The organism is Micromonospora sp. URMC 105 (assembly GCF_051386295.1).
Taxonomy (GTDB): Bacteria; Actinomycetota; Actinomycetes; order Mycobacteriales; family Micromonosporaceae; genus Micromonospora.
Window position 1 is genome coordinate 69,957 of sequence record NZ_JBPQTL010000007.1, and the last position, 22,135, is coordinate 92,091.

The 22,135-nt window shown below is 74.5% G+C and carries 23 protein-coding genes; 11 read left to right on the forward strand and 12 right to left on the reverse strand.

The features are described 5' to 3' along the window. Positions 1-5 precede the first annotated feature (5 nt). Positions 6-368, reverse strand: coding sequence for a hypothetical protein (locus tag ACSNN7_RS04475; protein WP_436679325.1), 363 nt, complete (start codon positions 366-368; stop codon positions 6-8). Positions 369-463: 95 nt separating this feature from the next. On the opposite strand from ACSNN7_RS04475, the gene ACSNN7_RS04480 reads away from it, so the two are divergent. Continuing rightward, complete coding sequence (locus tag ACSNN7_RS04480; RefSeq protein WP_436679326.1) at positions 464-1,555, forward strand: winged helix DNA-binding domain-containing protein; 1,092 nt, start codon at positions 464-466, stop codon at positions 1,553-1,555. An 8-nt stretch (positions 1,556-1,563) separates the two neighbouring features. Here the strand turns inward: ACSNN7_RS04480 and ACSNN7_RS04485 are convergent, their stop codons facing one another. Genes ACSNN7_RS04485 through ACSNN7_RS04495 form a run of 3 tightly spaced genes read right to left on the reverse strand, consistent with a single transcriptional unit; the run spans position 1,564 to position 2,113 of the window. Beyond that, the gene (locus ACSNN7_RS04485) at positions 1,564-1,737 is read right to left on the reverse strand and encodes a hypothetical protein (RefSeq protein WP_436679327.1); all 174 of its coding nucleotides are present in this window, start codon (positions 1,735-1,737) and stop codon (positions 1,564-1,566) included. Continuing rightward, entirely contained in the window at positions 1,734-1,952 is a 219-nt protein-coding gene (locus tag ACSNN7_RS04490) for a hypothetical protein (protein ID WP_436679329.1), read from the reverse strand. Before ACSNN7_RS04490 ends, ACSNN7_RS04485 begins: the two co-directional genes overlap by 4 nt. Next, the gene (locus ACSNN7_RS04495; RefSeq protein ID WP_436679331.1) at positions 1,949-2,113 is read right to left on the reverse strand and encodes a hypothetical protein; all 165 of its coding nucleotides are present in this window, start codon (positions 2,111-2,113) and stop codon (positions 1,949-1,951) included. The genes ACSNN7_RS04490 and ACSNN7_RS04495 overlap by 4 nt, the downstream gene beginning before the upstream one ends. A 545-nt stretch (positions 2,114-2,658) precedes the next feature. Here ACSNN7_RS04495 and ACSNN7_RS04500 point away from each other — a divergent pair. Beyond that, on the forward strand, positions 2,659-3,405 hold the full coding sequence (locus ACSNN7_RS04500; protein WP_436679333.1) for a GntR family transcriptional regulator: 747 nt from the start codon (positions 2,659-2,661) through the stop codon (positions 3,403-3,405). Positions 3,406-3,433: 28 nt separating this feature from the next. On the opposite strand, the gene ACSNN7_RS04505 is transcribed toward ACSNN7_RS04500, so the two are convergent. Both ACSNN7_RS04505 and ACSNN7_RS04510 read right to left on the reverse strand, forming a co-directional pair. After that, positions 3,434-5,242, reverse strand: a complete 1,809-nt coding sequence (locus ACSNN7_RS04505) for an acyl-CoA dehydrogenase (RefSeq protein ID WP_436679335.1) — start codon at positions 5,240-5,242, stop codon at positions 3,434-3,436. 22 nt (positions 5,243-5,264) lie between these two features. Then, the gene (locus tag ACSNN7_RS04510) at positions 5,265-6,749 is read right to left on the reverse strand and encodes an ATP-binding protein (RefSeq protein ID WP_436679336.1); all 1,485 of its coding nucleotides are present in this window, start codon (positions 6,747-6,749) and stop codon (positions 5,265-5,267) included. A 366-nt stretch (positions 6,750-7,115) separates the two neighbouring features. Here ACSNN7_RS04510 and ACSNN7_RS04515 point away from each other — a divergent pair, with 366 nt between their 5' ends. From ACSNN7_RS04515 to ACSNN7_RS04530, 4 genes are all read left to right on the forward strand, one after another. Then, positions 7,116-7,571 (forward strand): hypothetical protein, encoded by a 456-nt coding sequence (locus ACSNN7_RS04515; RefSeq protein WP_436679338.1) that lies wholly within the window; start codon positions 7,116-7,118, stop codon positions 7,569-7,571. Positions 7,572-7,602: 31 nt separating this feature from the next. Continuing rightward, a complete protein-coding gene (locus ACSNN7_RS04520; protein WP_436679340.1) occupies positions 7,603-8,124 on the forward strand; it encodes a hypothetical protein in 522 nt (173 codons plus the stop codon). Continuing rightward, positions 8,121-9,395: an MAB_1171c family putative transporter gene (locus ACSNN7_RS04525; RefSeq protein WP_436679342.1), complete on the forward strand. Its 1,275-nt coding sequence runs from the start codon at positions 8,121-8,123 to the stop codon at positions 9,393-9,395. Before ACSNN7_RS04520 ends, ACSNN7_RS04525 begins: the two co-directional genes overlap by 4 nt. A gap of 82 nt (positions 9,396-9,477) precedes the next feature. Further along, a complete protein-coding gene (locus tag ACSNN7_RS04530) occupies positions 9,478-9,996 on the forward strand; it encodes a phosphatase PAP2 family protein (RefSeq protein WP_436679389.1) in 519 nt (172 codons plus the stop codon). 97 nt (positions 9,997-10,093) lie between these two features. Here ACSNN7_RS04530 and ACSNN7_RS04535 read toward each other — a convergent pair whose 3' ends face one another. The 3 genes from ACSNN7_RS04535 to ACSNN7_RS04545 form a co-directional block, all read right to left on the reverse strand. Further along, entirely contained in the window at positions 10,094-11,272 is a 1,179-nt protein-coding gene (locus ACSNN7_RS04535) for an alanine--tRNA ligase-related protein (protein WP_436679343.1), read from the reverse strand. Between the two features lie 253 nt (positions 11,273-11,525). Further along, on the reverse strand, positions 11,526-12,674 hold the full coding sequence (locus tag ACSNN7_RS04540) for a fatty acid desaturase family protein (RefSeq protein ID WP_436679344.1): 1,149 nt from the start codon (positions 12,672-12,674) through the stop codon (positions 11,526-11,528). Between the two features lie 14 nt (positions 12,675-12,688). After that, positions 12,689-13,780, reverse strand: coding sequence for a ferredoxin reductase (locus ACSNN7_RS04545; RefSeq protein ID WP_436679346.1), 1,092 nt, complete (start codon positions 13,778-13,780; stop codon positions 12,689-12,691). A gap of 83 nt (positions 13,781-13,863) precedes the next feature. Here ACSNN7_RS04545 and ACSNN7_RS04550 point away from each other — a divergent pair, with 83 nt between their 5' ends. Next, positions 13,864-15,084 carry a PucR family transcriptional regulator gene (locus ACSNN7_RS04550; protein WP_436679348.1) on the forward strand — a complete coding sequence of 407 codons (1,221 nt, stop codon included), beginning with the start codon at positions 13,864-13,866 and terminating at the stop codon, positions 15,082-15,084. On the opposite strand, the gene ACSNN7_RS04555 is transcribed toward ACSNN7_RS04550, so the two are convergent. After that, positions 15,023-15,754: a Fic family protein gene (locus ACSNN7_RS04555; RefSeq protein ID WP_436679350.1), complete on the reverse strand. Its 732-nt coding sequence runs from the start codon at positions 15,752-15,754 to the stop codon at positions 15,023-15,025. The genes ACSNN7_RS04550 and ACSNN7_RS04555 overlap by 62 nt on opposite strands. Then, positions 15,744-16,550, reverse strand: a complete 807-nt coding sequence (locus tag ACSNN7_RS04560; RefSeq protein ID WP_436679352.1) for a hypothetical protein — start codon at positions 16,548-16,550, stop codon at positions 15,744-15,746. The genes ACSNN7_RS04555 and ACSNN7_RS04560 overlap by 11 nt, the downstream gene beginning before the upstream one ends. Positions 16,551-16,769: 219 nt before the next feature. Between ACSNN7_RS04560 and ACSNN7_RS04565 the strand changes: the two genes are divergently transcribed. The 3 genes from ACSNN7_RS04565 to ACSNN7_RS04575 all read left to right on the forward strand — a co-directional run bounded on the left by ACSNN7_RS04565 (position 16,770) and on the right by ACSNN7_RS04575 (position 19,262). After that, positions 16,770-17,429: an HNH endonuclease family protein gene (locus ACSNN7_RS04565; protein ID WP_436679353.1), complete on the forward strand. Its 660-nt coding sequence runs from the start codon at positions 16,770-16,772 to the stop codon at positions 17,427-17,429. Between the two features lie 174 nt (positions 17,430-17,603). Beyond that, on the forward strand, positions 17,604-18,584 hold the full coding sequence (locus tag ACSNN7_RS04570; RefSeq protein ID WP_436679354.1) for a LacI family DNA-binding transcriptional regulator: 981 nt from the start codon (positions 17,604-17,606) through the stop codon (positions 18,582-18,584). Between the two features lie 42 nt (positions 18,585-18,626). Further along, entirely contained in the window at positions 18,627-19,262 is a 636-nt protein-coding gene (locus ACSNN7_RS04575; protein ID WP_436679355.1) for a GNAT family N-acetyltransferase, read from the forward strand. Between the two features lie 559 nt (positions 19,263-19,821). On the opposite strand, the gene ACSNN7_RS04580 is transcribed toward ACSNN7_RS04575, so the two are convergent. Further along, positions 19,822-21,456: an MFS transporter gene (locus tag ACSNN7_RS04580; protein ID WP_436679356.1), complete on the reverse strand. Its 1,635-nt coding sequence runs from the start codon at positions 21,454-21,456 to the stop codon at positions 19,822-19,824. Positions 21,457-21,660: 204 nt separating this feature from the next. On the opposite strand from ACSNN7_RS04580, the gene ACSNN7_RS04585 reads away from it, so the two are divergent. Beyond that, positions 21,661-22,107 carry an SDR family NAD(P)-dependent oxidoreductase gene (locus tag ACSNN7_RS04585; protein ID WP_436679357.1) on the forward strand — a complete coding sequence of 149 codons (447 nt, stop codon included), beginning with the start codon at positions 21,661-21,663 and terminating at the stop codon, positions 22,105-22,107. Positions 22,108-22,135 lie beyond the last annotated feature (28 nt).

Here is a 22,135-nt window from a genome sequence, read left to right on the forward strand (position 1 = left end):
ACCCGTCAGCGGACCGGCGGCCCCAGGCGCAGGATCCGGCGGGCCCGCCGCCGGTCGAGCCAGTGCGGCGCCGGTGGGTCCGTCGGGTCGGTGCCGGTCAGCAGTTCGACCAGGACCTGGGTCCAGAAACCGAGGGCGCTGAGGATGTTGCGCGCCCGCCCGGGCTCGGGCGCTCCCGGCGGCAGGACGACCTCAGCCCAGCGCCACGCCGTCCAGGCGATCTCCTCGTCGGGGTGGTGCCGCCGTTCCCGGCTCCGCCGCCGGACCTCGGCCCGCACCGGTCCGGGCAGTGCCCACCAGCGGCGCAACGTCGCCATCCGGTCATCCGGCCGCAGCGGACCGGAGGTGGTGGCGTCACCCGGTTCCATCCGTCGCACGATAGCCGCCCGGGGCAAGCACCAGGCGCGACCCGGCTCCTCCGCGCGTCCACCGGGGACGGCGGTGCGGTGCGTAGGGTGGGAGCGTGGTGGACCGGCGTCAGGTGATGAACTTCCGCGTGCGGGCCCAGCAGCTCAATCGGGCCGAGGGCACGCTGGCGAACACCGCCGTGCTCGACCTCGGGGTGCAGGACACCGGTCCGGACGGCGGCCGGTGGGCGCTGTCCGTGCGCGGGGTCGACGTGGGTGCGCTCGCCACCGAGGACCTGGCCCTGCTCTGGACCGTGCGCGGCGCTCCCCACCTGTACCGCCGCGTCGACCTCCCGGAGGTGGCCGCCGCGGTCGAGCCGTTCTCCGACGCCGACGCGGGCAAGCGCATCTACGACGCCGCCAAGCCGTTGAAGGCGGCCGGCATCGGCATCCTGGCCGCCCTCGACGAAGTCGCCGCCCGGATGCGCGCCGTCGTCACCGCACCGACGGTGAAGGGCGAGGTCTCCGGCCGCCTGGCCGCGGAGCTGCCCGAGCCGTACCTTCGCTTCTGCCGGCCCTGCGACGCCACCCACCTGCACGAGATGCCCTTCCGGCTGGCCGCCGTCCGGGCCGGGCTGGAGCTGCAACCCGACACGTCCCCACCGGTCCTGCGGCGCATCCCCGGCTTCCGTAAGGCGACCGCGGTGGGAGACCGGTTCGACCTCATCCGCGGGTACCTGCGGATGCTCGGCCCGGCCACCCCGAAGCACGTCGCCGGCTACCTCGACGCCCCGGTCAAGGAGGTCAAGGCACACTGGCCGGAGGACGTGGTCGAGGTGACGGTCGACGGCGAGGCGCGTTCCCTGCTGGCCGCCGACGAGGAGGCGTTACGGTCGGCCGACGGCACGGCGACCCGCCTGCTCGGCCCGTACGACCTGCTCCTGCAGGCCCGGGACCGGGAGACCCTGGTGGCGGAGGCGGCCCGGGCCAAGGAGTTGTGGCCGGTGCTGGGCCGACCGGGCGCCGTCCTGGCCGACGGTGAGCTGGTCGGCACCTGGCGTCCTCGCAAGTCCGGCCGGACGTTCACCGTCGCCGTCCAACCCTGGCAGAAGCTGTCCGCCTCCCGGCGCAAGGCCGTCGTCGCGCAGGCCGAACGCCTCGCCGCGTACCGGGGCGTCCCCCTCACCGGGGTCGAGTTCGCCGACTGATCCGCCCCTCAGACGAGGCGCTGGAGGCGTACCTTCGGGCGCTCGCCGCGCAGGTGACCCAGCTTGTGCTGGCGGACCTGCTCGTCCCACACCGCCTGGTCGTAGTCCGGGTCCGGCGGGATCCACCGGTGCGAACCGTCGCTGTAGTGGAACTTCTCGTCGCCCGCCCGCAGGATGCTCACCGCAGCCAGCCCAGGAACCGCCGGTGCAGCGCGCCGGCCGGCGTCCCGCTCAGATCCTCCGTGGCCCGGACGAGCTGCGCCCCCAGGTAGAGCGCCAACGAGACGGGGGCATCCGCGTACTCGGCCCGCAGCTCCCGCCGCCGGGTCGGGCACGGCCACGGCGCACCGCAGCCGCCGCAGCTCCACACCGGCGGCACCGGACCGTGCGTGGTCACGCGCCGGCCTCCGGGACTGCCGCCATGCTCACCCGCGCCTGCCGGCTGGTCACCCACTCCACGTGCCAGCGGCGGTACGGGGTCAGCCGCGACCACCACGTCCGGCAACCCGCGCACCTCCTGTCGAGCCCCGACACGTGCAGCTCATGGTCACTGCTCACCCGGCGTCTCCGTCCGGCCAGTGACCCCGGTTGATCGGGATTCGGTGCCGGACCCGGCAGGGCAGGTCGGCACCGCAGCGACAGACCCGTCGCCACCTGCGCCAGGACCAGACGGGCCGGTGCCAACGACGCGGTCAGCGCGACAGCCGGCTCGCTGTGCCACCGCGAGCCCCCGCAACCGATCCGCCTGGTCGAGGAGGCGCTGCCGGGCCTCCGCCTGCTCGCATTGCTGAATGATCTGCCCGATGGTCGGCCGCGCGGTTGGGGGCCGATGCAACAGGTGCCGCACCAAGTCGCGGATGGACGGTGCCACGGGGCCTCCCCTGCTTCGACTGTCGCAGGCCGCCCTCTAGGGACAACAACCGCCGCGACTGTTGGGGACGCCCCGTCACCGGCAGGCATGGTTGCTGACCGGAGCCGGGCGGTAACGGGGCGCCATCCAAAACCTAGTGCACTAGGTTCGCGGCGAGCAGGGGACGCGCGCAAACTTGGCGCACTAGGTTCTCTGTGATCGACTGGGCAGGCTGACCGGAGGTGCCTTCTACATGCCGACCCCGCCTGCCTACCTGAAGATCGCCGCAGACTTGCGCGCCGCGATCATGTCCGGTGACCTTCCCGCCGGGGCCAAGCTCCCGTCCGAGACCGCCCTCATGCGCCGATACGGCACAAGCCGGACCGTGGCCAAGTGGGCGGTCGCCGTCCTCAAGGGTGAGGGCATCGTGGAGGGCCGCGCCGGTTCCGGCGTCTACGTCCGTGACAACCGCCGGCTGGTCCGCCACGCCTGCGGGCGCGACCTACGCAGCGGCAGCGGTCCGACCTCACCCTTCGCCCGGGACGCCGCTCGGGCCGGACAGCAGAGCACCTGGGAGCACGACAGCCGCCACGACCGGGCGGACGAGCGGATCGCGGCCCGACTCGGCGTCGAACCGGGCGCCGCGGTCATGTGCACGGCGTACCGCTTCCTCGCCGACGGGGAGCCGATCCAGCTCTCCACGTCGTACGAGCCGCTGGCCATCACGCAGGGCACGCCCGTGGAGTGGCCGGAAGACGGTGTTGCGCTGGGCGTGGTCGCCCGCATGGATTCCATCGGTGTGCCTGTCGACGAGGTCGTGGAGCGCGTGAGTCTGCGGGCGGCGACTGCTGGCGAAGTCGACGCCCTCCGACTGCCCGCGCGGACGTTCGTGCACACCATCGAGCGGACCTACCTCGCTGGCGGCATGCCGGTCGAAACGGCCGACATCGTGCTTCCGGGCGGCCGATACGACCTCGTGTACCGGATCCCCATCGACTGACGCGCGATCAACGACCATTCGGCAGCGCTCAGAACCAGCTGTCCCGCATGTCCACCGTGGTCCGGTCCGGGCCGTCCAGCAGGTCGAACTGCGGTCCCGTCCTCGGCAGCTCGTACCGGAAGAAGTAGCGCGCCGCCTGCCGCTTCCCGGCGTAGAAGTCGGCGTCCGCGCCGCCACCGGCGGCGTCGGCGACCAGCAGCTGTTCCAGCCACATCCAGGCGACCACCACGTGCCCGACCGCCTCCAGGTAGACGCCGGCGTTGGCCAGGGCGAGCGTCGGGTCTCCGCTGCCCCACAACCGGCGGGTGGCCGCGGCGATCCGGTCCACCGCCGTGCCGAGCTGCCCGGCCAGTTCGGCGGCCTCCCCGTCGGCCTTCCAGGCCCGGCTGACGGTCGCGCGGATCGTTTCCAGCAGCAGCTCCAGCCCGGCCCCGCCCTCCATGGTGGCCTTGCGGCCCAGCAGGTCCAACGCCTGGATGCCGTGCGTGCCCTCGTGGATCGGGTTGAGCCGGTTGTCCCGCCAGTGCTGCTCGACGTCGTAGTCGCGGGTGTAGCCGTAGCCGCCGTGCACCTGGATGGCCAGGTCGTTGGCGGCCAGGCACCACTGCGACGGCCAGCTCTTGGCGATCGGGGTGAGCATGTCCAGCAGCAGGTGCGCCCGGGCCCGGTCGGCCGGGTCGGGGGCGGTCTTCTCCTCGTCCAGCAGCCGCCCGCAGTAGAGCACCAGCGCCAGGGCGCCCTCCACGTAGCTCTTCTGGGCCAGCAGCATCCGGCGCACGTCGGGGTGCGCGACGATCGGCACCTGCGGCACCGTGGGGTCCTTGTCGGCGACGGGCCGGCCCTGCGCGCGCTGCCGGGCGTACGCCAGGGACTTCAGGTAGCCGGTGTAGCCGAGCGCGGTCGCGCCGGCCCCGACGCCGATGCGCGCCTCGTTCATCATGTGGAACATCTGGGCCAGCCCCTGGTGCGGCTCCCCCACCAGGTAGCCGACCGCCCCGGCCCGGCCGTCCGGCCGGTGCACGCCCTCGCCGAAGTTGAGCAGGGTGTTGGTGGTCCCCCGGTAGCCCATCTTGTGGTTGAGGCCGACCAGCACCACGTCGTTGCGCGCGCCCAGCGTGCCGTCCTCGCCGACCAGCACCTTCGGCACGATGAACAGCGAGATGCCCTTCACCCCCGGTGGGCCGCCGGGGATCCGGGCGAGCACCAGGTGCACGATGTTCTCGGCGAGTTCGTGGTCGCCCCCGGAGATCCACATCTTGGTGCCGAAGAGCCGGTGGCTGCCGTCGGTCTGCGGCTCGGCGCGGGTGGTGATGTCGGCCAGTGAGCTGCCGGCCTGCGGCTCCGACAGGCACATGGTGCCGAAGAACCGGCCCTCGACCATCGGCCGGACGAACCGGTCGACCTGCGCGGCGCTGCCGTGGGCGAGCAGCAGGTTGGCGTTGCCCAGGGTCAGGAACGGGTACGCCGCGGTGCTGACGTTCGCGGCCTGGAGGAAGCCGAAGGCGGCGGCGGAGACGACGTGCGGCAGCTGCAGCCCGCCGACGCTTTCGTCCATGCTGGCGGCGAGCAGCCCGGTGCCGGCGAAGACCTGCAGCGCGGCCTTGACCTGCGGGATCATGCGGACCCGGCCGCCGTCGACGACGGGCTCGCTGGTGTCGGCGGCCCGGTTGTGCGGGGCGAAGTGTTCGACGGCCACCCGTTCGGCCAGGTCGAGCACGTCGTCGAAGGTCTCCCGGGAGTGCTCGGCGTATCGGGGGCGCTCGGTCAGCCGGGGCGCGTCCAGCCACTCGTAGAGCAGGAAACGAAGGTCACGACGGGACAGCAGGGTGGACGACACGGGTCTCCTTCCGTCGTACGCCTCAGCCGCGCCCCAGCCCGGCGATGGCGTCACGCAGGTCATCCTGGCTGATCGGGCCGACCGGCGCACGCTCCGTGGCCTCGCGCATCGCCTTGGCGAGTTGCACCCGGCGCAGCACCTCACGGATGTCCGCCCCGGTGAGTCCCGGGGCGAGCGCGGCCAGCCCGCGCGGGTCGACGTCGTCGGCGAACATCCGGAAACCGGGCTGCTCGTGCCGGTCGATCAGCTCACGGATCATCTTGGCGATGATCTCGGCCCGCCCGGTCTCGTCGGGCAGCGGGACGGCCAGCTTGACGTCGAAGCGGCCGGAGCGGATCAGCGAGGCGTCCACCCGCTGCGGGAAGTTGGTGGTCGCCACCACGATGACGTCCGGGTTCTCCTCGATGAGGGTGTTCATCTCCTGCTTGAAGATCCCGGCGACCGCGTTGACCGCCTGACTGGCCGCGTCCCCGCCCGCGCCCGCGTAGCTGATGATGCTGTCGAACTCGTCGAAGAGCAGCACCGTGGGCTGCCGATAGCCGCGCGCCTCGCGGAAGATCTGCTTGATGTTGCGCTCCGAGCCGCCGAGGTACTTGTCGAGGATCTCCGGGGTGCGGATCTCCCGGAAGTCCGCGCCGATCTCGTTGGCCAGGGCGCGGGCCAGCATGGTCTTGCCGGTGCCGGGCGGGCCGTACATCAGGATGCCCTGCGGGCGGCGCGCGCCCCAGCGGGCCATCACCTGTGGGTGCCGGAACGACACGGCGATCTCCCGGAACCGGGCGACCACGTCGTCGAGGCCGCCGACCTGGTCGAGGGTGACCGCCGCGGTGCCCGGCGGCGTCGCGGGCGGCTGCGGCCGCACCCCGATCAGGTACGCCCGATTGTGCAGCACCGTGGGATCGCCGGTGTCGCCGGTCAGCTCGCGGACGGCCTGGAGCACCAGGGCGACCATGGCCCGCAGGTGCGCCGGGGTGACCTCGGCGCTGGGCACCGTGCCGCAGACGGTGACCCGCCGCCCACCGGGCTCGGCGTGGTGCCGGATCTCCGGGCGCAGCCCCAGCTCCCGGGCCCGGTCGAGCACGGCGGCACCGGCGGCGTCGGGCGGCGGCCCGGCCGGTGCGGGCGGGCGGAACCCGAGCCGGCGCGACGCCCCGGCCGCCACCCGGCCGGCGACGGCGACCACCCGGTCGGCGCGGGGATCACCGGCGGCGAGCCGGTGCGCCAGCAGCATCCCGGCCGGGCCGGCCAGGCCGAGCGCGAGCAGTCCCGCCGCGGTCGGCGGCACCCCGGCGCGCACCGACGCCTCGAACCGGTGCCGGCCCGCCTCGGCACGCACCGTGAACCGCACCCGGCGCACCGGGTCGGGAAAGGTGGCGTCGGCCAGCAACTCGACGGGACCAGCGCCGGCCGCCGCGAGCAGCGTGGCCGGGTCGACGAACGTCACCAGGGCGCCGAGCAGCGGCACGGTCTCGGTGTCCGGCCGGAGTGCGTACCCGTGTCCCGTCATGCGTCCACGTCCCTCGCCGCTGCGGTCCCCCGCCGGCAAGTCTGACACCCGGCCACCCCGGCTGCCACCGGGCGGACGTCCTGGGCAGGGGTGCGGCACGCCGTACCGCACCCCTGCGGCGGGCCGGGCATCTGCCCGCCCGCCCGCGTCCCGCGGTGATTGGCGACGGACCCCCGATGGCGCATGGCTGCGCGCTCCCGTCGAACCTGCGAGGACGCTCCTGGCATTGAGCGGTGCCAACGTCGCACCAAAGTGTCCACTCGCCGTGCCAAGGGTGGTAATGCTATACATACTCGCGGTAGCGGCGTCAACGGTCGGTGCCACCGTCCCCGGCCGGTGCCACCGCATGTGTGCGGAGGAGTCCCCTTGCCCCCAGTCACCGAGCCGCAGGACCGCTCCTTCGCCGCCCGCCTGGACTGGCTGTTCCGGACGGTCACCGATCCGCAGGGCCGTCCCTACAGCGTCCGGCACGTGGCCCAGGAACTCACCCGGCGCGGCTGCCGGATCTCGCACACCCATCTGAGCAACCTGCGGCAGGGGCGCGCGCCGGACCCGCGACAGTCGGTGGTGGACGCCATCGCCGCCTTCTTCGGCCGCTCGTCGAGCTTCTTCGCCCCCGGCCAGGACGACCCGGACGGTGGCCGCGACCTCGCGCACGCCCTGGCCGACCCGCACATCAAGCAGGTGGCCATGCGGCTCGCCGACGCCCGGCTCTCCCCCGAGGGCCACGCCGCCGTGGTGGCCATGATCGAGCAGGTGGAACGCCTGGAGGCGGCCGCCCGGGCCCGGCGCTCCGGCGAGCGCCCCGCGGCGGCCCGGTGACCGCGGACCGCGCCCCGGGGGGCGGCTGCCGATGATCCGTCGACGACGCCGCGACGACGAGGCCCAGCTCCGGCAGCTGCGCCGCCAGTCCGAGCAGGCCCTGGACGCGCTCGGGCTGACCGGCGGCTTCACCTTCGCCGAGCTGCACGAGCGGGTGGAACGGCGGCGCGCCCGACCGGTGCACCTCATCGCCCGTGTGCTGCCCGCACTGGCCCCGCACGGCTTGTGGGTGGCCGGCGAACACGCCGACTACGTCTTCTACGCCGCCAACGCCACGCCGGTGCGCCAACGCCTGATCATCGGCCACGAGTACGGTCACGCCCTCTTCGACGTCCCCCCGCCGTCCGAGCTGGACCAGGCCGCCGCGTCGGCGGCGCCGACGCCGCTGGCCCGCAGCTCCTACGACGTGCCGCAGGAGCGGCGGGCGGAGTTCTTCGGCAGTCTCGCCGTGCAACGCGCGGAGAGCTGGTCGGAACTTCCGGTCACCGCACCGGTCGACGTCGCCCTCGCCGACCGGCTCGCCGCCACCCTCGAAGGACGCCGCCACCCGTGATCAGCCTCGTCCGTGACCTGATGATCGCCGTGACGCTGTGCTGCTGGGTGCTGAGCCTCTACAAGCTGCGCGACCTGGCCCGCAACCCGCGCTACCGGCCGCTGCGGGCGCTCTGCCTGGCCCTGGTCGGCATCACGGTGTCGCTGACCGTCCAGCCGTTCATGCCGGGGCTGGACCGCGCGTTCGGCGTGCTGGACCTCACCCGCCTGGTGTCCAACTGCCTCACCCTGGTCTCGGCCACCGCCGCGCAGGCCTTCCTGCTGTACATGACCGGGGACGACGAGCGCACCCGGCGCCGCATCCGCCGCCGTACGGTCGCCCTGCTGGTCAGCGTCGCCGCGATGGCGGTGCTCTTCGCGCTGACCCCGGCGCGGGCCGCGCTGGACGACCCCCGGGTGGCCGGCGGCCGCTACTACGGCGACCCGTTCGACGCTCCCTTCCTCTACGTCTACCTCACCTATCTGGGCTGGTCGATGACGCAGGTGGTGGCCCTGGCCCACCGGTACGCGCGGCAGGCCGCCCGGCCGCTGCTCCGCCTCGGGCTGCGACTGATCGTGGCGGGCGCCGCCTGGGGCCTGGTCTACGTGCTGGCGAAGCTGACCGCGGTGGCCGTCGGCGCGCTCTGGCCGGGCTCCGCGCTCGCCTCCGACGCGGTGGTGGTGTTCAGCTTCACCGTCTCCATCCTGCTCATCCTCATCGGCTCGACGCTGCCGTCCTGGGGCCCGCTGGTCGGCCTCGACCGGCTCGGCGCGCGGGCGCGGGCGGTCCTCGACCACCACCGGCTGCGTCCGCTCCAGGCGGCGGTGCACCGGGTGCTGCCGGAGATCGCGCTGCTGCCCGAGCCGCGCGGGCCCGCCGGGCTGCTGGCGGTGCTGCGCGACCCGTACCTGCGGCGGGTCCGCGCCACCGTGGAGATCCTCGACGGGTACGCCACCCTGCGCCCCTGGATGTCCGCCGCGCTCCTCGACGCCGCCGAGGCGGCCGGCCGCCGGGCCGGCTGGACCGGTGACCGGCTCGCCGCCGCCACCGAGGCGACGGTGCTGGCCACCGCGCTGGAGGCGCGGGCCGCCGGGGCACCGCCGGCCGCCGACCACGACGGGCTGCCCGACCTGCCGGCGGCGCGTGCCGACGGTGGGGAGGTCGCGGAGCAGGTCGCCTGGCTCGTCCGAGTGGCGAGGGCCTACCGTTCGCCGGAGGTCACCCGGCTGCGGGCCGGGCTGCGCCCGGCGACCGGCCCGGAGAACGTGGAGAGGAGACAGCGTGTCCAGTGAGACCAGGGTCGTCGCGCCCGCCGGGCCCGGCGCGGCGCGGATCGTCACCGAGGTGTTCGCCCCGGCGGTGTGGGCGGCGGTGATGCCGGTGGTGCTCGCGCTGCACGCCACCGCGCCGGACTGGCCGGCCGGTCTCGGCTGGGCACTGCTGGCGGTGCTGTTCAGCGCGGTCGTGCCGTACGGGATCATCTGGCTCGGGGTGCGGCGCGGCCGGCTCACCGACCACCACATCGGGGTGCGCGAGCAGCGGCGCGGTCCGCTGGTCGGTGGGCTGCTCTCGGTGGCGGCGGGCATCACCGCGCTGGTCCTGCTCGGGGCGCCCCGGCCGCTGGTGGCGATGGTGGTGGTGATGTTCGCGGTGCTGCTCGTGGTCACCGCGGTCAACCAGGTCTGGAAGCTCAGCGCGCACGCGGCCGTGGCCGCCGGGGCGGTCGGGGTGCTGGTGCTCGTCTTCGGGCTTGCGCTGCTGCCGGCGTTCGGGCTGGTGGCCCTGATCGGCTGGTCCCGGGTCCGGTTGGGCGACCACACCACCGCCCAGGTGCTCGCCGGCACCGCCGCCGGGGTGCTGGTCGCGGTGCCGACGTACCTGCTGCTCGGCTAGGCCACCGGCCGGGTCGAGTGGACCCGGGCCGGCGACCGGGCATCGAGCGGGGCGGACCGGGGGCCCCGGCCCGCCCCGCGGCACGAGGTGACCAGCGTCAGGTCGACCTCCGCTCCCCCAGCGGCCCGTCGACCAGCTCGCGGGGCAGGCCGTGGGTGTCGTGCAGCCACGCGTAGTCGGCGTCGGTCAGCGGCCCCCGGGACCGGCACCGCTCGACCACCGGCCGGCCCCGCCGGAGCAGGCTTCGGAAGCGCCGTTCCTCGTCGGCGAGCACCGCACGCAGCGGAGCGGTGTCGCCCCGCTGGCGGAACCGGCGCAGCGTGTCCGCGTACGGCTGATCGGGCAGGTCGGTGAGGGTCCGCGCCGGGTCGTCCCGCCAGAGCGCGGTCAGCGCCCGCCGGAGGAGCCGGCGCAGCACGTAGCCCCGGCCGGTGTTGGCCGGCCGGACGCCGTCGCCGAGCACCACGACCGCCGAGCGCAGGTGGTCGCTGACGATCCGCTGCGACGTGGCGTCCAGCGGCCACCGGTCGCGGACCGCCGTCACCCAGGGGGTCAGTCCGTCGCCGTCGAAGACCGACCGGCCGCCGCGCAGCACCATCTCCAGCCGCTCCAGGCCCATCCCGCTGTCGATGCTGGGCTGGGGCAGCGGCTCCAGCCGGCCGTCGTCGTGCCGGTGGTAACCCATCCGGACGTGGTTCCAGACCTCCATCCACCGCTCGTCGCCGCCGGGGGTGCCGGTGGGCGGCCCGTCGCCGGTCCAGACGAAGATCTCCGAGTCCGGCCCGCACGGCCCGGTGGGACCGTTGGACCACCAGTTCTCCTCGCGGGTCAGCTCCACCGGCACGCCGAGCTCGATCCACGTCGCCAGCGCGATCTCGTCGGGGCCCACCTGCTCGTCGCCGCCGAAGACGGTCGCGTGCAGCCGGCCCGGGTCGACGCCGAAGCCGTCGGTGAGCAGCTCGTACCCCCAGCGCAGGCTCTGCCCGATGCCGTAGTCGCCGAGCGACCAGGTGCCGAGCATGTCGAAGACGGTCAGGTGGGTCGGGTCGCCGACCTCGTCCAGGTCGGTGGTGCGCAGGCAGCGCTGGACGTTGACCAGCCGGCGGCCGGACGGATGCGGCCGGCCCGCCAGGTACGGGGTCAGCGGGTGCATGCCGGAGGTGGTGAAGAGCACCGGGTCGCCGGGCGGCGGGACCAGCGGGCTCTCCGGCGCGGACCGGTGGTCCCGCCGGTGGTAGTGGTCGACGAAGGTACGGACGATCTGCTCGGGCGTCATGGCGCGCGGCCTTCCGGGTCGGGTGCGACCGGTTCGGCCCGCCACGCGGACGCGGGGGTGCAGACGCGACAACGCCGGCGAACCGTTTCCGGTCGCCGGCGTGGGGTCAGGTGATCAGGCGGCGGCAACCGGCGAGCGGGAAGCTCGCGCGGCCGCGGCGGTGGTGCGCCTGATCTGCATGTCCCGACCGTACCGCGACGACGGCGCCGCCGCCCACCGCATTCCGGGTGGGCGGCAGCGCCGTCGTGACCGTTCAGGCCCCGGAGGGAGCGAGGGTACGGGTGGACAGGTCGTCGACCGACTTCGGCGCCGCCGGGGTGCGGTTGGGCAGCGACAGCCGGATGACCTTCCACCAGGCCGAGGCGACCTGCTTGGGCAGCGGGCCGGTGGTGTACTTCAGCCCGTACCGGTCGAAGAGCGCCCGGACCTGCGGGGCGATCTCCTGGTAGCGCTTGCTCGGCAGGTCGGGGAAGAGGTGGTGCTCGATCTGGAACGACAGGTTGCCGGTCATGATGTGCATCAGCCGGCTGCCGCTGATGTTGGCCGAGCCGAGCATCTGCCGCAGGTACCACTCGCCGCGCGTCTCGCCCTCGATGGAGGTCTTCGCGAAGGTCTCCACACCGTTCGGGAAGTGCCCGCACATGATCACCGAGTGGCTCCACAGGTTGCGGATCAGGTTCGCGGTGAAGGTGGCGGCCAGGGTGCTGAAGAAGGACGGGCCGGACAGCAGCGGGTGCACGATGTAGTCCTTGAGCACCTGCCGGCGGATCTTGCGGCCGACGGCGCGGGCGCGGGCCCGGAAGTCCGGGTCCTTGCGCCGGCCCTTCTGCAGGTTGCGGCCCAGCTCCAGGTCGTACGCGGCGATGCCGTACTCGAAGAAGCAGGCGTTGAGGAAGTTCCACAGCGGCTGGCCCAGGTGCATCGGGTGCCACTTCTGGTCCTCGTCGACGCGCATGATGCCGTACCCGAGGTCGTTGTCCTTGCCGAGCACGTTGGTGTACGTGTGGTGCAGCTGGTTGTGCGAGTGCTTCCACTGGTCGGCCGGGGAGACGTGGTCCCACTCCCAGGTGGTGGAGTGGATCTTCGGGTCCCGCATGAAGTCGTACTGGCCGTGCAGGATGTTGTGGCCGATCTCCATGTTCTCGAGGATCTTGGCCACCGCGAGGCCGGCGGTGCCGACCACCCAGGCCGGCGGGAAGAGCGAGAAGAGCAGCACCGCGCGGCTGCTCATCTCCAGCGTCCGCTGGGTCTTGATGACCTTGCGGATGTACCGGGCGTCCGACTCGCCGCGCTCGGCGATCACCCGGTCCCGGATGGCGTCCAGCTCCTTGCCCAGGATCTCGATGTCCTCGGCGCTCAGGTGGGCGATCGGGTTGTCCGGCTTCTTCTGGATCACGGTCACGTCCGGCCTCCTGTCTACAGGTCGATGTCGCAGGTACCGGCCGCCGCCGACACGCAGGTCTGGATGAGTACGCCGTCGCCGGGGACGGCCGTGGTGACGTCCCCGGTGCGCAGGTCGCGCACGGCCCCCTGGCGCAGCGGCAGGACGCAGCCGTAGCAGATGCCCATCCGGCAGCCGGACGGCATCAGCGCGCCGGCGGCCTCCCCGGCGTCCAGGATGGGGGTTGCACCGTCGGCCCGCACGCTGAGGCCGGCCCTGGTGAAGGTGACGGTGCCGCCCTCCCCGGGCGAGATCACGGTCGGCCGGAACCGCTCGGTGTGCAGCCGCTGCGCGGCGCCGCCGGCCCGCCAGTGCTCCTCGACCGCGTCGAGCATCCCGACCGGGCCGCAGGCCCAGGTCTCGCGCTCCAGGTGGTCGGGGACCAGCCCGGCCAGCTCGTCGACGCCGAGCAGCCCGTCGGTGTCGGTGTGCCGCTCGACCAGCCGGATCGCGCCCTGCGCGGCGAGCGCCCGCAGCTCGGCGCCGAAGACCACGTCGGCCGGGGTGGGCGCGGAGTGCACCACCACGACGTCCGAGCGGGTGTGCGCGCCGGCCCGCAGCATCCCCATGACCGGGGTGACGCCGCTGCCGGCGGTGAGGAAGAGGACCCGGGCCGGCGCGGGGTCGGGCAGGACGAAGTCCCCCTGCGCCTGGTCGAGCTGGACGATGGCGCCGGGCCGGACGCGCCGGACCAGGTGGTTGCTGACCTTGCCGTCGGGGATGGCCTTCACGGTGACGCAGATGCGGCCGTCGGGACGCCCGGGGGCCGAGGTGACCGAGTACGCCCGCCACTGCCGTACCCCGTCGACGTCCACGCCGAGGCGCACGTACTGCCCGGCGGTGTGGCCGCGCCAGGCGCGGCCGGGCTGGATGGTCAGCGTGGCGGCGTCGCGGGTCTCGGCGTCGACGGCGACCACGCGCCCGCGCAGCGCGGCCCCGGCGCGCAGCGGCGCGACCAGGTCGAGGTAGTCCTCGGGGAGCAGCGGGGTGGTGACCGTCTCGGCGAGCCGCAGGAGCCGGTCCCGGACGGAGAGCCTCGTCGGGGGACGCGGGACGGTGGTGGTCATGTCTCCAGGGTGGTCGCCCGTTCGGATAACATCTTGACCATTAAAGGTGAATTGACCACGGGTTCTTGTTCGGGGAGAACAACATGACCGATCCTTCCGGGGCCACCGGCCACCGGGCGGCGCATCTGGAGCTGGACGAACGGGTGGCCGACCGGCTGCGCGGCCAGCTCTCCGTGGTGGCCGAGCGGACGGTCACCGCGATCACCGGCGAGGTCCCCGACTACTCGGGCGCCCTGACCGCGCAGATGCGCGAGAAGATCGAGAACGCGGTACGCGTCGCGCTCGGCACGTTCCTCCAGCTCATCGAGCGGGCCGACGCCGCCGACCCGAGCACCCCGCTGAGCCGGGCGCTGGAGGCGGCGTACGCGCTCGGCAGCGGGGAGGCGCGGTCGGGGCGGAGCATGGACGCGCTGCTGGCCGCGTACCGGGTGGGGGCCCGGGTGGCCTGGCGGGAGGTCTCCGCCACCACCGTACGCGGCGGGCTCTCCGCCGAGCGGGTGGCCGAGTTCGCCGAGCTGATGTTCGCCTACATCGACGAGCTCTCCGCCGCCAGCGTGGCCGGGCACGCCGACGAGCTGGCCAGCGCCGGCCGGATGCGCCGGCGCTACCTGGAACGGCTGGCCCAGCAACTGCTCGCCGGCGAGCCGGAGGAGGTGCTGCGGCGCAGCGCGGAGCGGGCCGAGTGGCCACCCCCGCAGACCCTCACCGTCGCGGTGCTGCCGCGCAGCAACCTGCGCGGAGTGCTCGCGATGCTCAGCCCGCACACCCTGGAGAGCGGCGAGGAGCTGCCCGGGGTGGAGCTGGCCGAGGAGTCGGCGGTGCTGCTCGTGCCCGACGTGCACGGCGGGCGCCGACGGCGGCTGACCGGCGCGTTGCAGGGGCACCGCGCGGTCGTCGGGCCGGCCCGGACGTGGACCCGGGTGGCCCAGTCGTACCAGCGGGTGCTGCGGGCGCTGGCGCTGGGCATGGACCGGCCGGAGGACGGCGCCCCGCTGGACACCGAGCAGCACCTGGCCCGGTTGATGCTCAGCACCGACCCGGAGGCCCTGGCCGACCTGCGCGCCCAGGTGCTGCAACCGCTGGCGGCGCTGCCTCCGGCCACCGCCCAGCGGCTGGCCGAGACGCTGCGCTCGTGGCTGCTGCACCAGGGGCGGCGCGACGACGTCGCGGCGGACCTCTTCGTCCATCCGCAGACGGTGCGCTACCGGATGGGCCGGCTGCGCGAGCTGTACGGCGAGCGCCTCAACGACCCGGCGACGGTGCTGGAGCTGACCCTGGCGCTGGCCTTCCTGCCGGCGGAGTGAACCGGCCGGCCGTACCGGGTGGCTGCGCCGGCCCCTTCGGCGGTGGCGGGCCCGAGCGGCGTCGGGTGGCGGCGATCAGAACGTCGAGCAGGCGCACCAGGTCGGCCGCGCCGTCCGGGTCGTCGGCCCGCCGGACGGTGCGCAGCGCCGGAGCGGCCAGGTCGGGCACCGCCTGATCGCGCACCAGCAGGAAGTACAGCGCCAGCATCGCCGCCCGCCCGTTGCCGTCCGGGAACGGGTGGAAGAACGCCACGTCGAGGTAGGCGCGGGCGGCGCGCCCCGCGACCGGCACACCCGGCTCGGTCGCCTGCCCCAGGCAGCGCCGGAACCGGTCCACAGTGTCCGGCGCGTGGCCGTAGCGTTCCCGGCCGCCCTTGGCGTACGCGGGCCCGGCGCGGAATCCGGCCTCCGGCGACCCCAGCACCACGCGCTGCCAGTCGGCCAGCAGCTCGTACGTCAGCCCGGCGCCCCGGTCGGCGGCCACCCGGACCCGGTCCAGCGCGGTCAGCAGCCGCGCGGCCCGCTCCGGGTCCCGGGCGGCGACGTCGGTACGCACGAAGTCCACCACCCCGTCCCGTCCGCCCCGCACCGGCCCGCCGCCCGGCCGGGCGATGTCGGCCCAGCGCACCTGTTCCCGTACCCACAGCCAGGTCAGCAGGTCATCGCGCACGACGCTCGGCCTCCACGGCGAACCGCTCGGCGGCCTCGCGCATCCCCTGCCCTGACGGGGCGACCTCTCGCGCGAACCGCTCGGCGACGTCCCGGATGAGCCGGTCCGGCGGGGGCACGAAGCTGTCGAAGCGACCGCCGATCGCGTGCTCCACCAGGGGCGCGTGCCGCTCGGCGGGCACGCCCGCCAGGGTGAGGAACCAGCCCAGGACCTGGCGGCAGTGGTGCTCCCAGCCGCCGTCGGCGCAGGTCCGATCCACCACCACCATGACCAGGTGCGCCACCGCCCGTTCCCAGGCGTCCAGTGCCACGTCGGCGTGGTCGTCGGTGACCAGCGGCAGGAAGCGGTCGAAGCGTTCGGCCAGTTCCTCCAGCCAGCCCCGCCATTCGACGAGGGCTTCGGTCACGACGGCGAGGGTCTGCTCGGGGCTACCCATGCTGTGGCTCGGGCAGCACCAGGCGTGGACCGGGCCGCCGCCGAGGTCCGCCTCACCGACCCCCCACCGCCAGCCCGAGGCCCACCTGCCGTAGTGGCCGACCAGCGCGACGCTCATCTCGTCGGCCCACCGGGTGCCCACCCGCCGTTGCCACTCGTACACGTCGTCCCGGCCGGACCGGCCCGGTGGGCGGGCAGGCACCGAGGCGGCCGGGGCGAGCGACCGGACGACGTCCGGCGCCGCATCGGGATCGAACGGCTGCCGGGCCGGATCCACCTGCGGCCAGGTCAGCCACCAGGGCAGGATCTCGGGGTTCGTGCTGCGCAGGTAGGGCTCGGTCTCGGCTGCTGCGTCCGGCAAGAAGGACGTCTCCCACGGGTCGGTGATGCGACCGGCCCACCCTAGTGGAGCCCGTCGCTCGTCGCGGCCCCGTCGACCGCCCGCCCCGCCACACCCCGCTCGTCATCGGATCGGCTACGCTGCGTCGCCCATCGTTCACAAAGTTGATCTGGATATCGGCCGTCATCTCTGTCCATATGAACGCAGGCGATCTTGCCCACCCTGATCGGACGGAGCACCATGACCCGTACCCTGCGCGCGACGGCCACCATCCTCGCCGCCACCCTGGCCGTCACCCTCGGCCTCGCCCACCCCGCCCCGGCCGCCGGCTACTCCGCCTCGCTGACCACCGCGGTCGCCGGACTTCCGGTCGCCACCGAGGTCCGCACCGGCTACAGCCGCGACCTCTTCCCCCACTGGGTCGACGCCGACGGCGACGGCTGCCACGCCCGCAACGAGGTGCTCCTCGCCGAGGCCGTCTCCGCGCCGACGGTCAGCGGCAGCTGCACGCTGTCCGGCGGGCGCTGGTACTCCTACTACGACAACGCGTACTGGACCCTCACCAGCGACCTGGACATCGACCACATGGTGGCGCTCGCCGAGGCCTGGGACTCCGGCGCCCGCGGCTGGACCACCAGCCGCCGCCAGGCGTACGCCAACGACCTCGGCGACAGCCGCCCGCTGGCCGCCGTCACCGACAACGTCAACCAGGCCAAGGGCGACCAGGACCCCGCCACCTGGCTGCCCCCGTACGCCTCGGCCCGCTGCCGCTACGTCACGGAGTGGGTCGCCACCAAGATCCGCTGGCGGCTCACCGTGGACAGTGCCGAGAAGAGCGCCCTGACCAGCTGGGCGAACAACTGCCCCGCCACCACCGTCTCGGTCACCTACGCCTGGTGACCCCCCGGGCCGGGGAGCACCACCGCACCGAGGCACCACCGCACCGAGGCAACGAAGCGGCGGCGGGCCGCCCGGACCGACGACCGCCGGCCGGCCCGACCACCGGGTGACGCGGCCCTGGCAGTGCCGGGAGAATCGCCGAGGCGAGCCACCCGCGCCGCACCGGGAGGAAACGTGAGTCGTACCCCCACTTTGGCCGACGTGGCCCGCGCCGCCGGCGTCTCCACCGCCACCGCGTCCCGGGCCCTCAGCGGCCGAGGCCCGGTCTCCGCCGGTGCGCGGGCCGACGTGCTCCGTGCCGCCGCGGCGCTGGCGTACGCGCCGCACCCGGTGGCGGTGTCGCTGGCCCGGGGCGAGGGCCACCGGGTCGTGGTCGGCGTCGTCGCCCCGTCACCCCGGCTGCTCACCGACCAGTACGCCACCCGCCTCGTCGCCGCGGCGGCCCGGACGGCCGACCCGTACGCCGTGGGAGTCTCGGCACGCCGGCTACGCCCCGGCGACCGCGCCGCCCTCGACGAGCTGGCGCGGGACCGCAGCGTGCGCGGGCTGATCCTGGTCAACCATGGCGCCGACCTGGTCGAGGCGCTGCCCGCCGCGCTGCGCGGCCGGGTCGTCGCGGTCGGCCCGGGCTTCGGCCGGATGCCGGCGTACGACGTGGACACCGCGTCCGCGATGGCGGCCGGTATCCGGCACCTGACCGCCACCGGCCGCCGGCGCATCGCGATGCTGACCGGCCCGGCCTGGGCGGCGAGCCTGCGTCGGCCGCTGGCCGCCTACCGGGCCGGCATGCGCGCGCACGGGTTGGCCTGCCGCACCACTGCGGGTGGTCTCACCGACACCACCGGCCGCGCCGGACTGCGGCGGCTGATGCGCCGCTGGCCGGACACCGACGCCGTCGTCGCGATCACCGACGCCGTCGCGATCGGGGCGTTGCGCGCCCTGGCCGACGACGGGGTGCGCGTGCCCGACGACGTCGCCGTGATCGGTTTCGACGACGGCCCACTCGCCGCCGCGGCCCGGCCCGCGCTGACCACCGGCACCCATCCGGTCGAGGCGATCGCCGCCGGGGCGGTACGCGCCCTGCTCACCGGAAGCGCCGACGCCGACCGGCCGGTGGTCCACCCGTCGGTCCTCGTCCGTCGGCGCAGCGCCTGAACGGCTTGCGGTGCAAGCGGTTCCACCTCGTACCGTCCCGGCATGGACAGCATCGCCACCATCCGCCGCTACACCGACCGCGACCACGACGCGGTCTACGACATCTGCGTGCGCACGGCCGACGCCGGGGGCGACGCCCGCGGCCGGTACGCCGACGACGACCTGATGCCCGACCTCTTCGCCGGGCCGTACCTGCACCTGGAGCCGGAGCTGGCGTTCGTGCTCACGCACGGGGACCGGGTCGTCGGCTACGTCATCGGCACGGCGGACACGCCGGCCTTCGTACGGGCGTACCGGCGGGAGTGGATACCCCGGCTGGCCCACCGGTACCCCGTACCGACCCGCCCGCCGGCCACCCCCGACGACGAGATGATCGCCCTGCACCACCGGCCGGAGCGGATGCTGCTACCGGACCTGGCCGCCTACCCCGCCCACCTGCACGTCGACCTGCTGCCCGGATACCAGGGCCGGGGGCACGGCCGGCGGCTCGTCGAGACGTTCCTGCGCGCCGCCGCCCGCGCCGGGGCTCCCGGGCTGCACGTCGGCATGGTCACCGCGAACGAGCGGGCGCGCGGCTTCTACGACCGGTTGGGCTTCCACGAGATTCCGGTGCCCGACCCCGGACCGGTCACCTACCTCGGACGGACGACGGAGCTGCCGGAGCGCGACGACCGGTAGCGGCGGATCCTTCTCCCGGTTGAGGTCGTCGGCCTGCCGCCGGTGCCGCGGCACGACGGCGACCCCGTCGGGCAGGTCGAGCCCAGCCTGCCGATCGCGTCCGCGCCGAAGGTCGGGACTCCCCCGGCGTCCCCGCCGCCCGGTTTCCGCGCGCCGGCGGGACCCGGGCCCCTGCCGTGCGAAGCCGGCCCCCGGGCGGCCGCGCGGCGGGCGTATAGCCCCGACCTCAGCGGGTACGCGCAGCCCATGGGTAGCCACAAGCAGAACAAACACGACCCCGGCGGCGAATCGGCACGAGGCCACCGACACCCGGGCAGCGGCGCTCCCGGCCGACAGGGCTCGGAGGTCGAACGCTCGCCCAAGCGCCGCCACGAACGGACCGCGACCGGCACGTCCGGCAGCGAACGCGACCACGGCCGGTCCAAGGTCGCACACGAGGGGCGCGTGCACCGGCAGGGTACGGCCTGAGCGGGCGCCCGATTGGCGGGTCGGTGGCCGGTTCCCGGCCGCCGGCCCGCCGTCGCGTGCGGCCCCGCCCCTCCGCGTGGGGCGGGTTCGTTCAGCCCGCTTCCGGATGATCGGAGCCGGTCGGTCCGGCGGCGGCCGGCAGCAGGTGGCGCACCTCCGGCGCGCCGTCGGCGAGTTCCCGGGCCCGTTCCTCGGCCGCCTGGTCGGCGCCGGTCAGCCGGCCGCCGTGCTGGCGCAGGTGCTCGTCCCAGGAGGGCACCAGGTAGACCTCGACGAAGCGGTCCGGGGCCTCGCCCTCCCGGAACAGCCCCCACCGCATCGCCCCGGTGCGCTGCCGCGACCCCCGGACCTGGTCCATCGCGTCCAGGAACTGCCGCCCGCGTTCGGGCCGGACGATGTAGGTCACCACCACCAGCACCGGGCCCACCCGGGGGTCCGGCTCGTGGGCCAGCTCCAGCCGGGGCCAGTAGGTGGCCGGGTCCCCGTCCATACCCCGCAGCTCCGGCAGCGGCCAGATCTGACTGGTCACGGCGCCGACCAGCATCAACGCGCCGGCCGCGACGAAGGCGGTCGACAGGCCCGCCATGTCCGACACCAGGCCCCAGACGAGCGCCCCCACCGCCTGCCCACCGGCGAAGACGACCTGGTAGACGGCCAGACCCCGGGCGCGCACCCAGCCGGGCAGGAACAGTTGCATCTCGGCGTTGACGTTGACCAGCACGGTCACCCAGGCCAACCCGGCCGGCAGCAGGGCGAGGAGCACCACCGGGACCGCCCGCGCCGAGCCGACCACCAGCAGGGTTCCACCGAACAGCGCGCCGGCCACCAGCAGGAACTGGTTGGCCGACATCCGGGTACGGATCCACGGCATCAGCAGCCCACCCACGATGGCACCCACCCCGACAACGGCGAGCAGCAGGCCGTACCCGCTGGAGTCCATGCCCAGCCGCCGGCTGGCGACCAGCGGCAGCAGCGCCCACAGCGCGCTGGCCGGCACCAGGAAGACCAGCGCGCGCCGGAGCAGCCGACGGACGATCGGCGAGTGCCGCACGTACCGGCCCCCGGCGCGCAGCGCGGCGGTGAACCGCTCGGGCACCTCGACGGCGCGCGCGTTGCCGGGCCGCCACCGGGCCAGGGCCAGCGCGAAGACCAGGAACGCCGCCGCGTTGAGGGCGAAGACCGGCGCGACACCGGTCCGGGCGATCAGCACGCCGGCCACGGCCGGTCCGACGGCCCGGGCCACGTTCACGCTGATCGAGCCGAGCGCGGAGGCCGCCCGCACCTGCTCCCGCGGCACCAGCTCCGGGATCACCGCCGTCCAGGCCGGCAGGGTGAGCGCCTGTCCCACGCCGAAGGCGAAGGTGAGGGTGAGCAGCAGCGCCGGTGGCATCCGGCCGGTCGCGGTGAGCAGGGCGAGCGCGACGGCCACCACGACCAGGAAGAGCTGCACCCAGATCAGCAGGTGCCGACGGTCGAAGGCGTCGGCCAGCGCGCCGGCCGGCAGGGCCAGCAGGAGCACCGGCAGCAGGCCTGCGGTCTGCACCAGGGCGACCAGCGTCGCGGCGTTCGGCTCGTCGATCAGCAGCCACTGGGCGCCGACGCTCTGCATCCAGGTGCCGACGTTCGCCGCGAGCAGGGCCAGCCACAGGTTGCGGTAGACGGCCGTGCGCAACGGCGCCCACGCCGAGACCGGACGCTCGGCGGGGTCGCCTCCCGCCGTCACCACCGCCCGTCCGCGCGCGGCACGCGCTCACCGCGGACGTGGCGATCGTCCGGGCACACCAGCGGGCGGGCCGCCGACGACCCCGGCCCACCGGTGCCACCGACCACCACGAACGTCCTGGCGCCCATGTCCCTCCCGCCGCCGTCGCACCCCCGCGCCACGTAACGGCTGGGCCTTCCCGCATTTGCGGGTTCCACACCGCCGGGAATGCGCGCCGGCATCCACTACGACACCGGCCAGGACCCGGCCGGCGCCGACGTGGCCGTCGTCCGGGAGGCCTTCGAGGTCAACGCGCTCGGGGCGCTGAGGGTGTGCCAGGCAGTGCTGCCGCTGATGCGCCACCGGGCCCCGGGGCGGCGGATCGTCAACGTCTCCAGCGGCGCCGGCTCGCTGAGCACCATGGGCGCCGGCACCCCGGCGTACGCCATCTCGAAGGCCGCGCTGAACGCGGTCACCCGGCTCTTCGCGGCCCAGCTCGCATCCGACGGCATCCTGGTCAACTCCGTCTGCCCGGGCTGGGTCGCCACCGACATGGGCGGCCGGGGCGGCCGCCCGGTCGCCGAGGGCGCGGCCGGCGTGCTGTGGGCCGTCGACCTGCCGGACGACGGCCCCACCGGCGGCTTCTTCCGGGACGGCCGGCCCGTCCCCTGGTGAGCCCGCCGCTGACCCGGCACGCCCGCCG

Excerpts from the sequence above, each read along its gene's own strand:
- ACSNN7_RS04550 (WP_436679348.1), top strand. The coding sequence starts at position 13,864 with ATGACCGATCCTTCCGGGGCCACCGGCCACCGGGCGGCGCATCTGGAG.
- ACSNN7_RS04500 (WP_436679333.1), top strand. The coding sequence starts at position 2,659 with ATGCCGACCCCGCCTGCCTACCTGAAGATCGCCGCAGACTTGCGCGCC.
- ACSNN7_RS04585 (WP_436679357.1), top strand. The coding sequence starts at position 21,661 with ATGCGCGCCGGCATCCACTACGACACCGGCCAGGACCCGGCCGGCGCC.
- ACSNN7_RS04475 (WP_436679325.1), bottom strand. The coding sequence starts at position 368 with ATGGAACCGGGTGACGCCACCACCTCCGGTCCGCTGCGGCCGGATGAC.
- ACSNN7_RS04535 (WP_436679343.1), bottom strand. The coding sequence starts at position 11,272 with ATGACGCCCGAGCAGATCGTCCGTACCTTCGTCGACCACTACCACCGG.
- ACSNN7_RS04565 (WP_436679353.1), top strand. The coding sequence starts at position 16,770 with ATGACCCGTACCCTGCGCGCGACGGCCACCATCCTCGCCGCCACCCTG.
- ACSNN7_RS04530 (WP_436679389.1), top strand. The coding sequence starts at position 9,478 with ATGCCGGTGGTGCTCGCGCTGCACGCCACCGCGCCGGACTGGCCGGCC.
- ACSNN7_RS04520 (WP_436679340.1), top strand. The coding sequence starts at position 7,603 with ATGATCCGTCGACGACGCCGCGACGACGAGGCCCAGCTCCGGCAGCTG.
- ACSNN7_RS04545 (WP_436679346.1), bottom strand. The coding sequence starts at position 13,780 with ATGACCACCACCGTCCCGCGTCCCCCGACGAGGCTCTCCGTCCGGGAC.
- ACSNN7_RS04510 (WP_436679336.1), bottom strand. The coding sequence starts at position 6,749 with ATGACGGGACACGGGTACGCACTCCGGCCGGACACCGAGACCGTGCCG.
- ACSNN7_RS04575 (WP_436679355.1), top strand. The coding sequence starts at position 18,627 with ATGGACAGCATCGCCACCATCCGCCGCTACACCGACCGCGACCACGAC.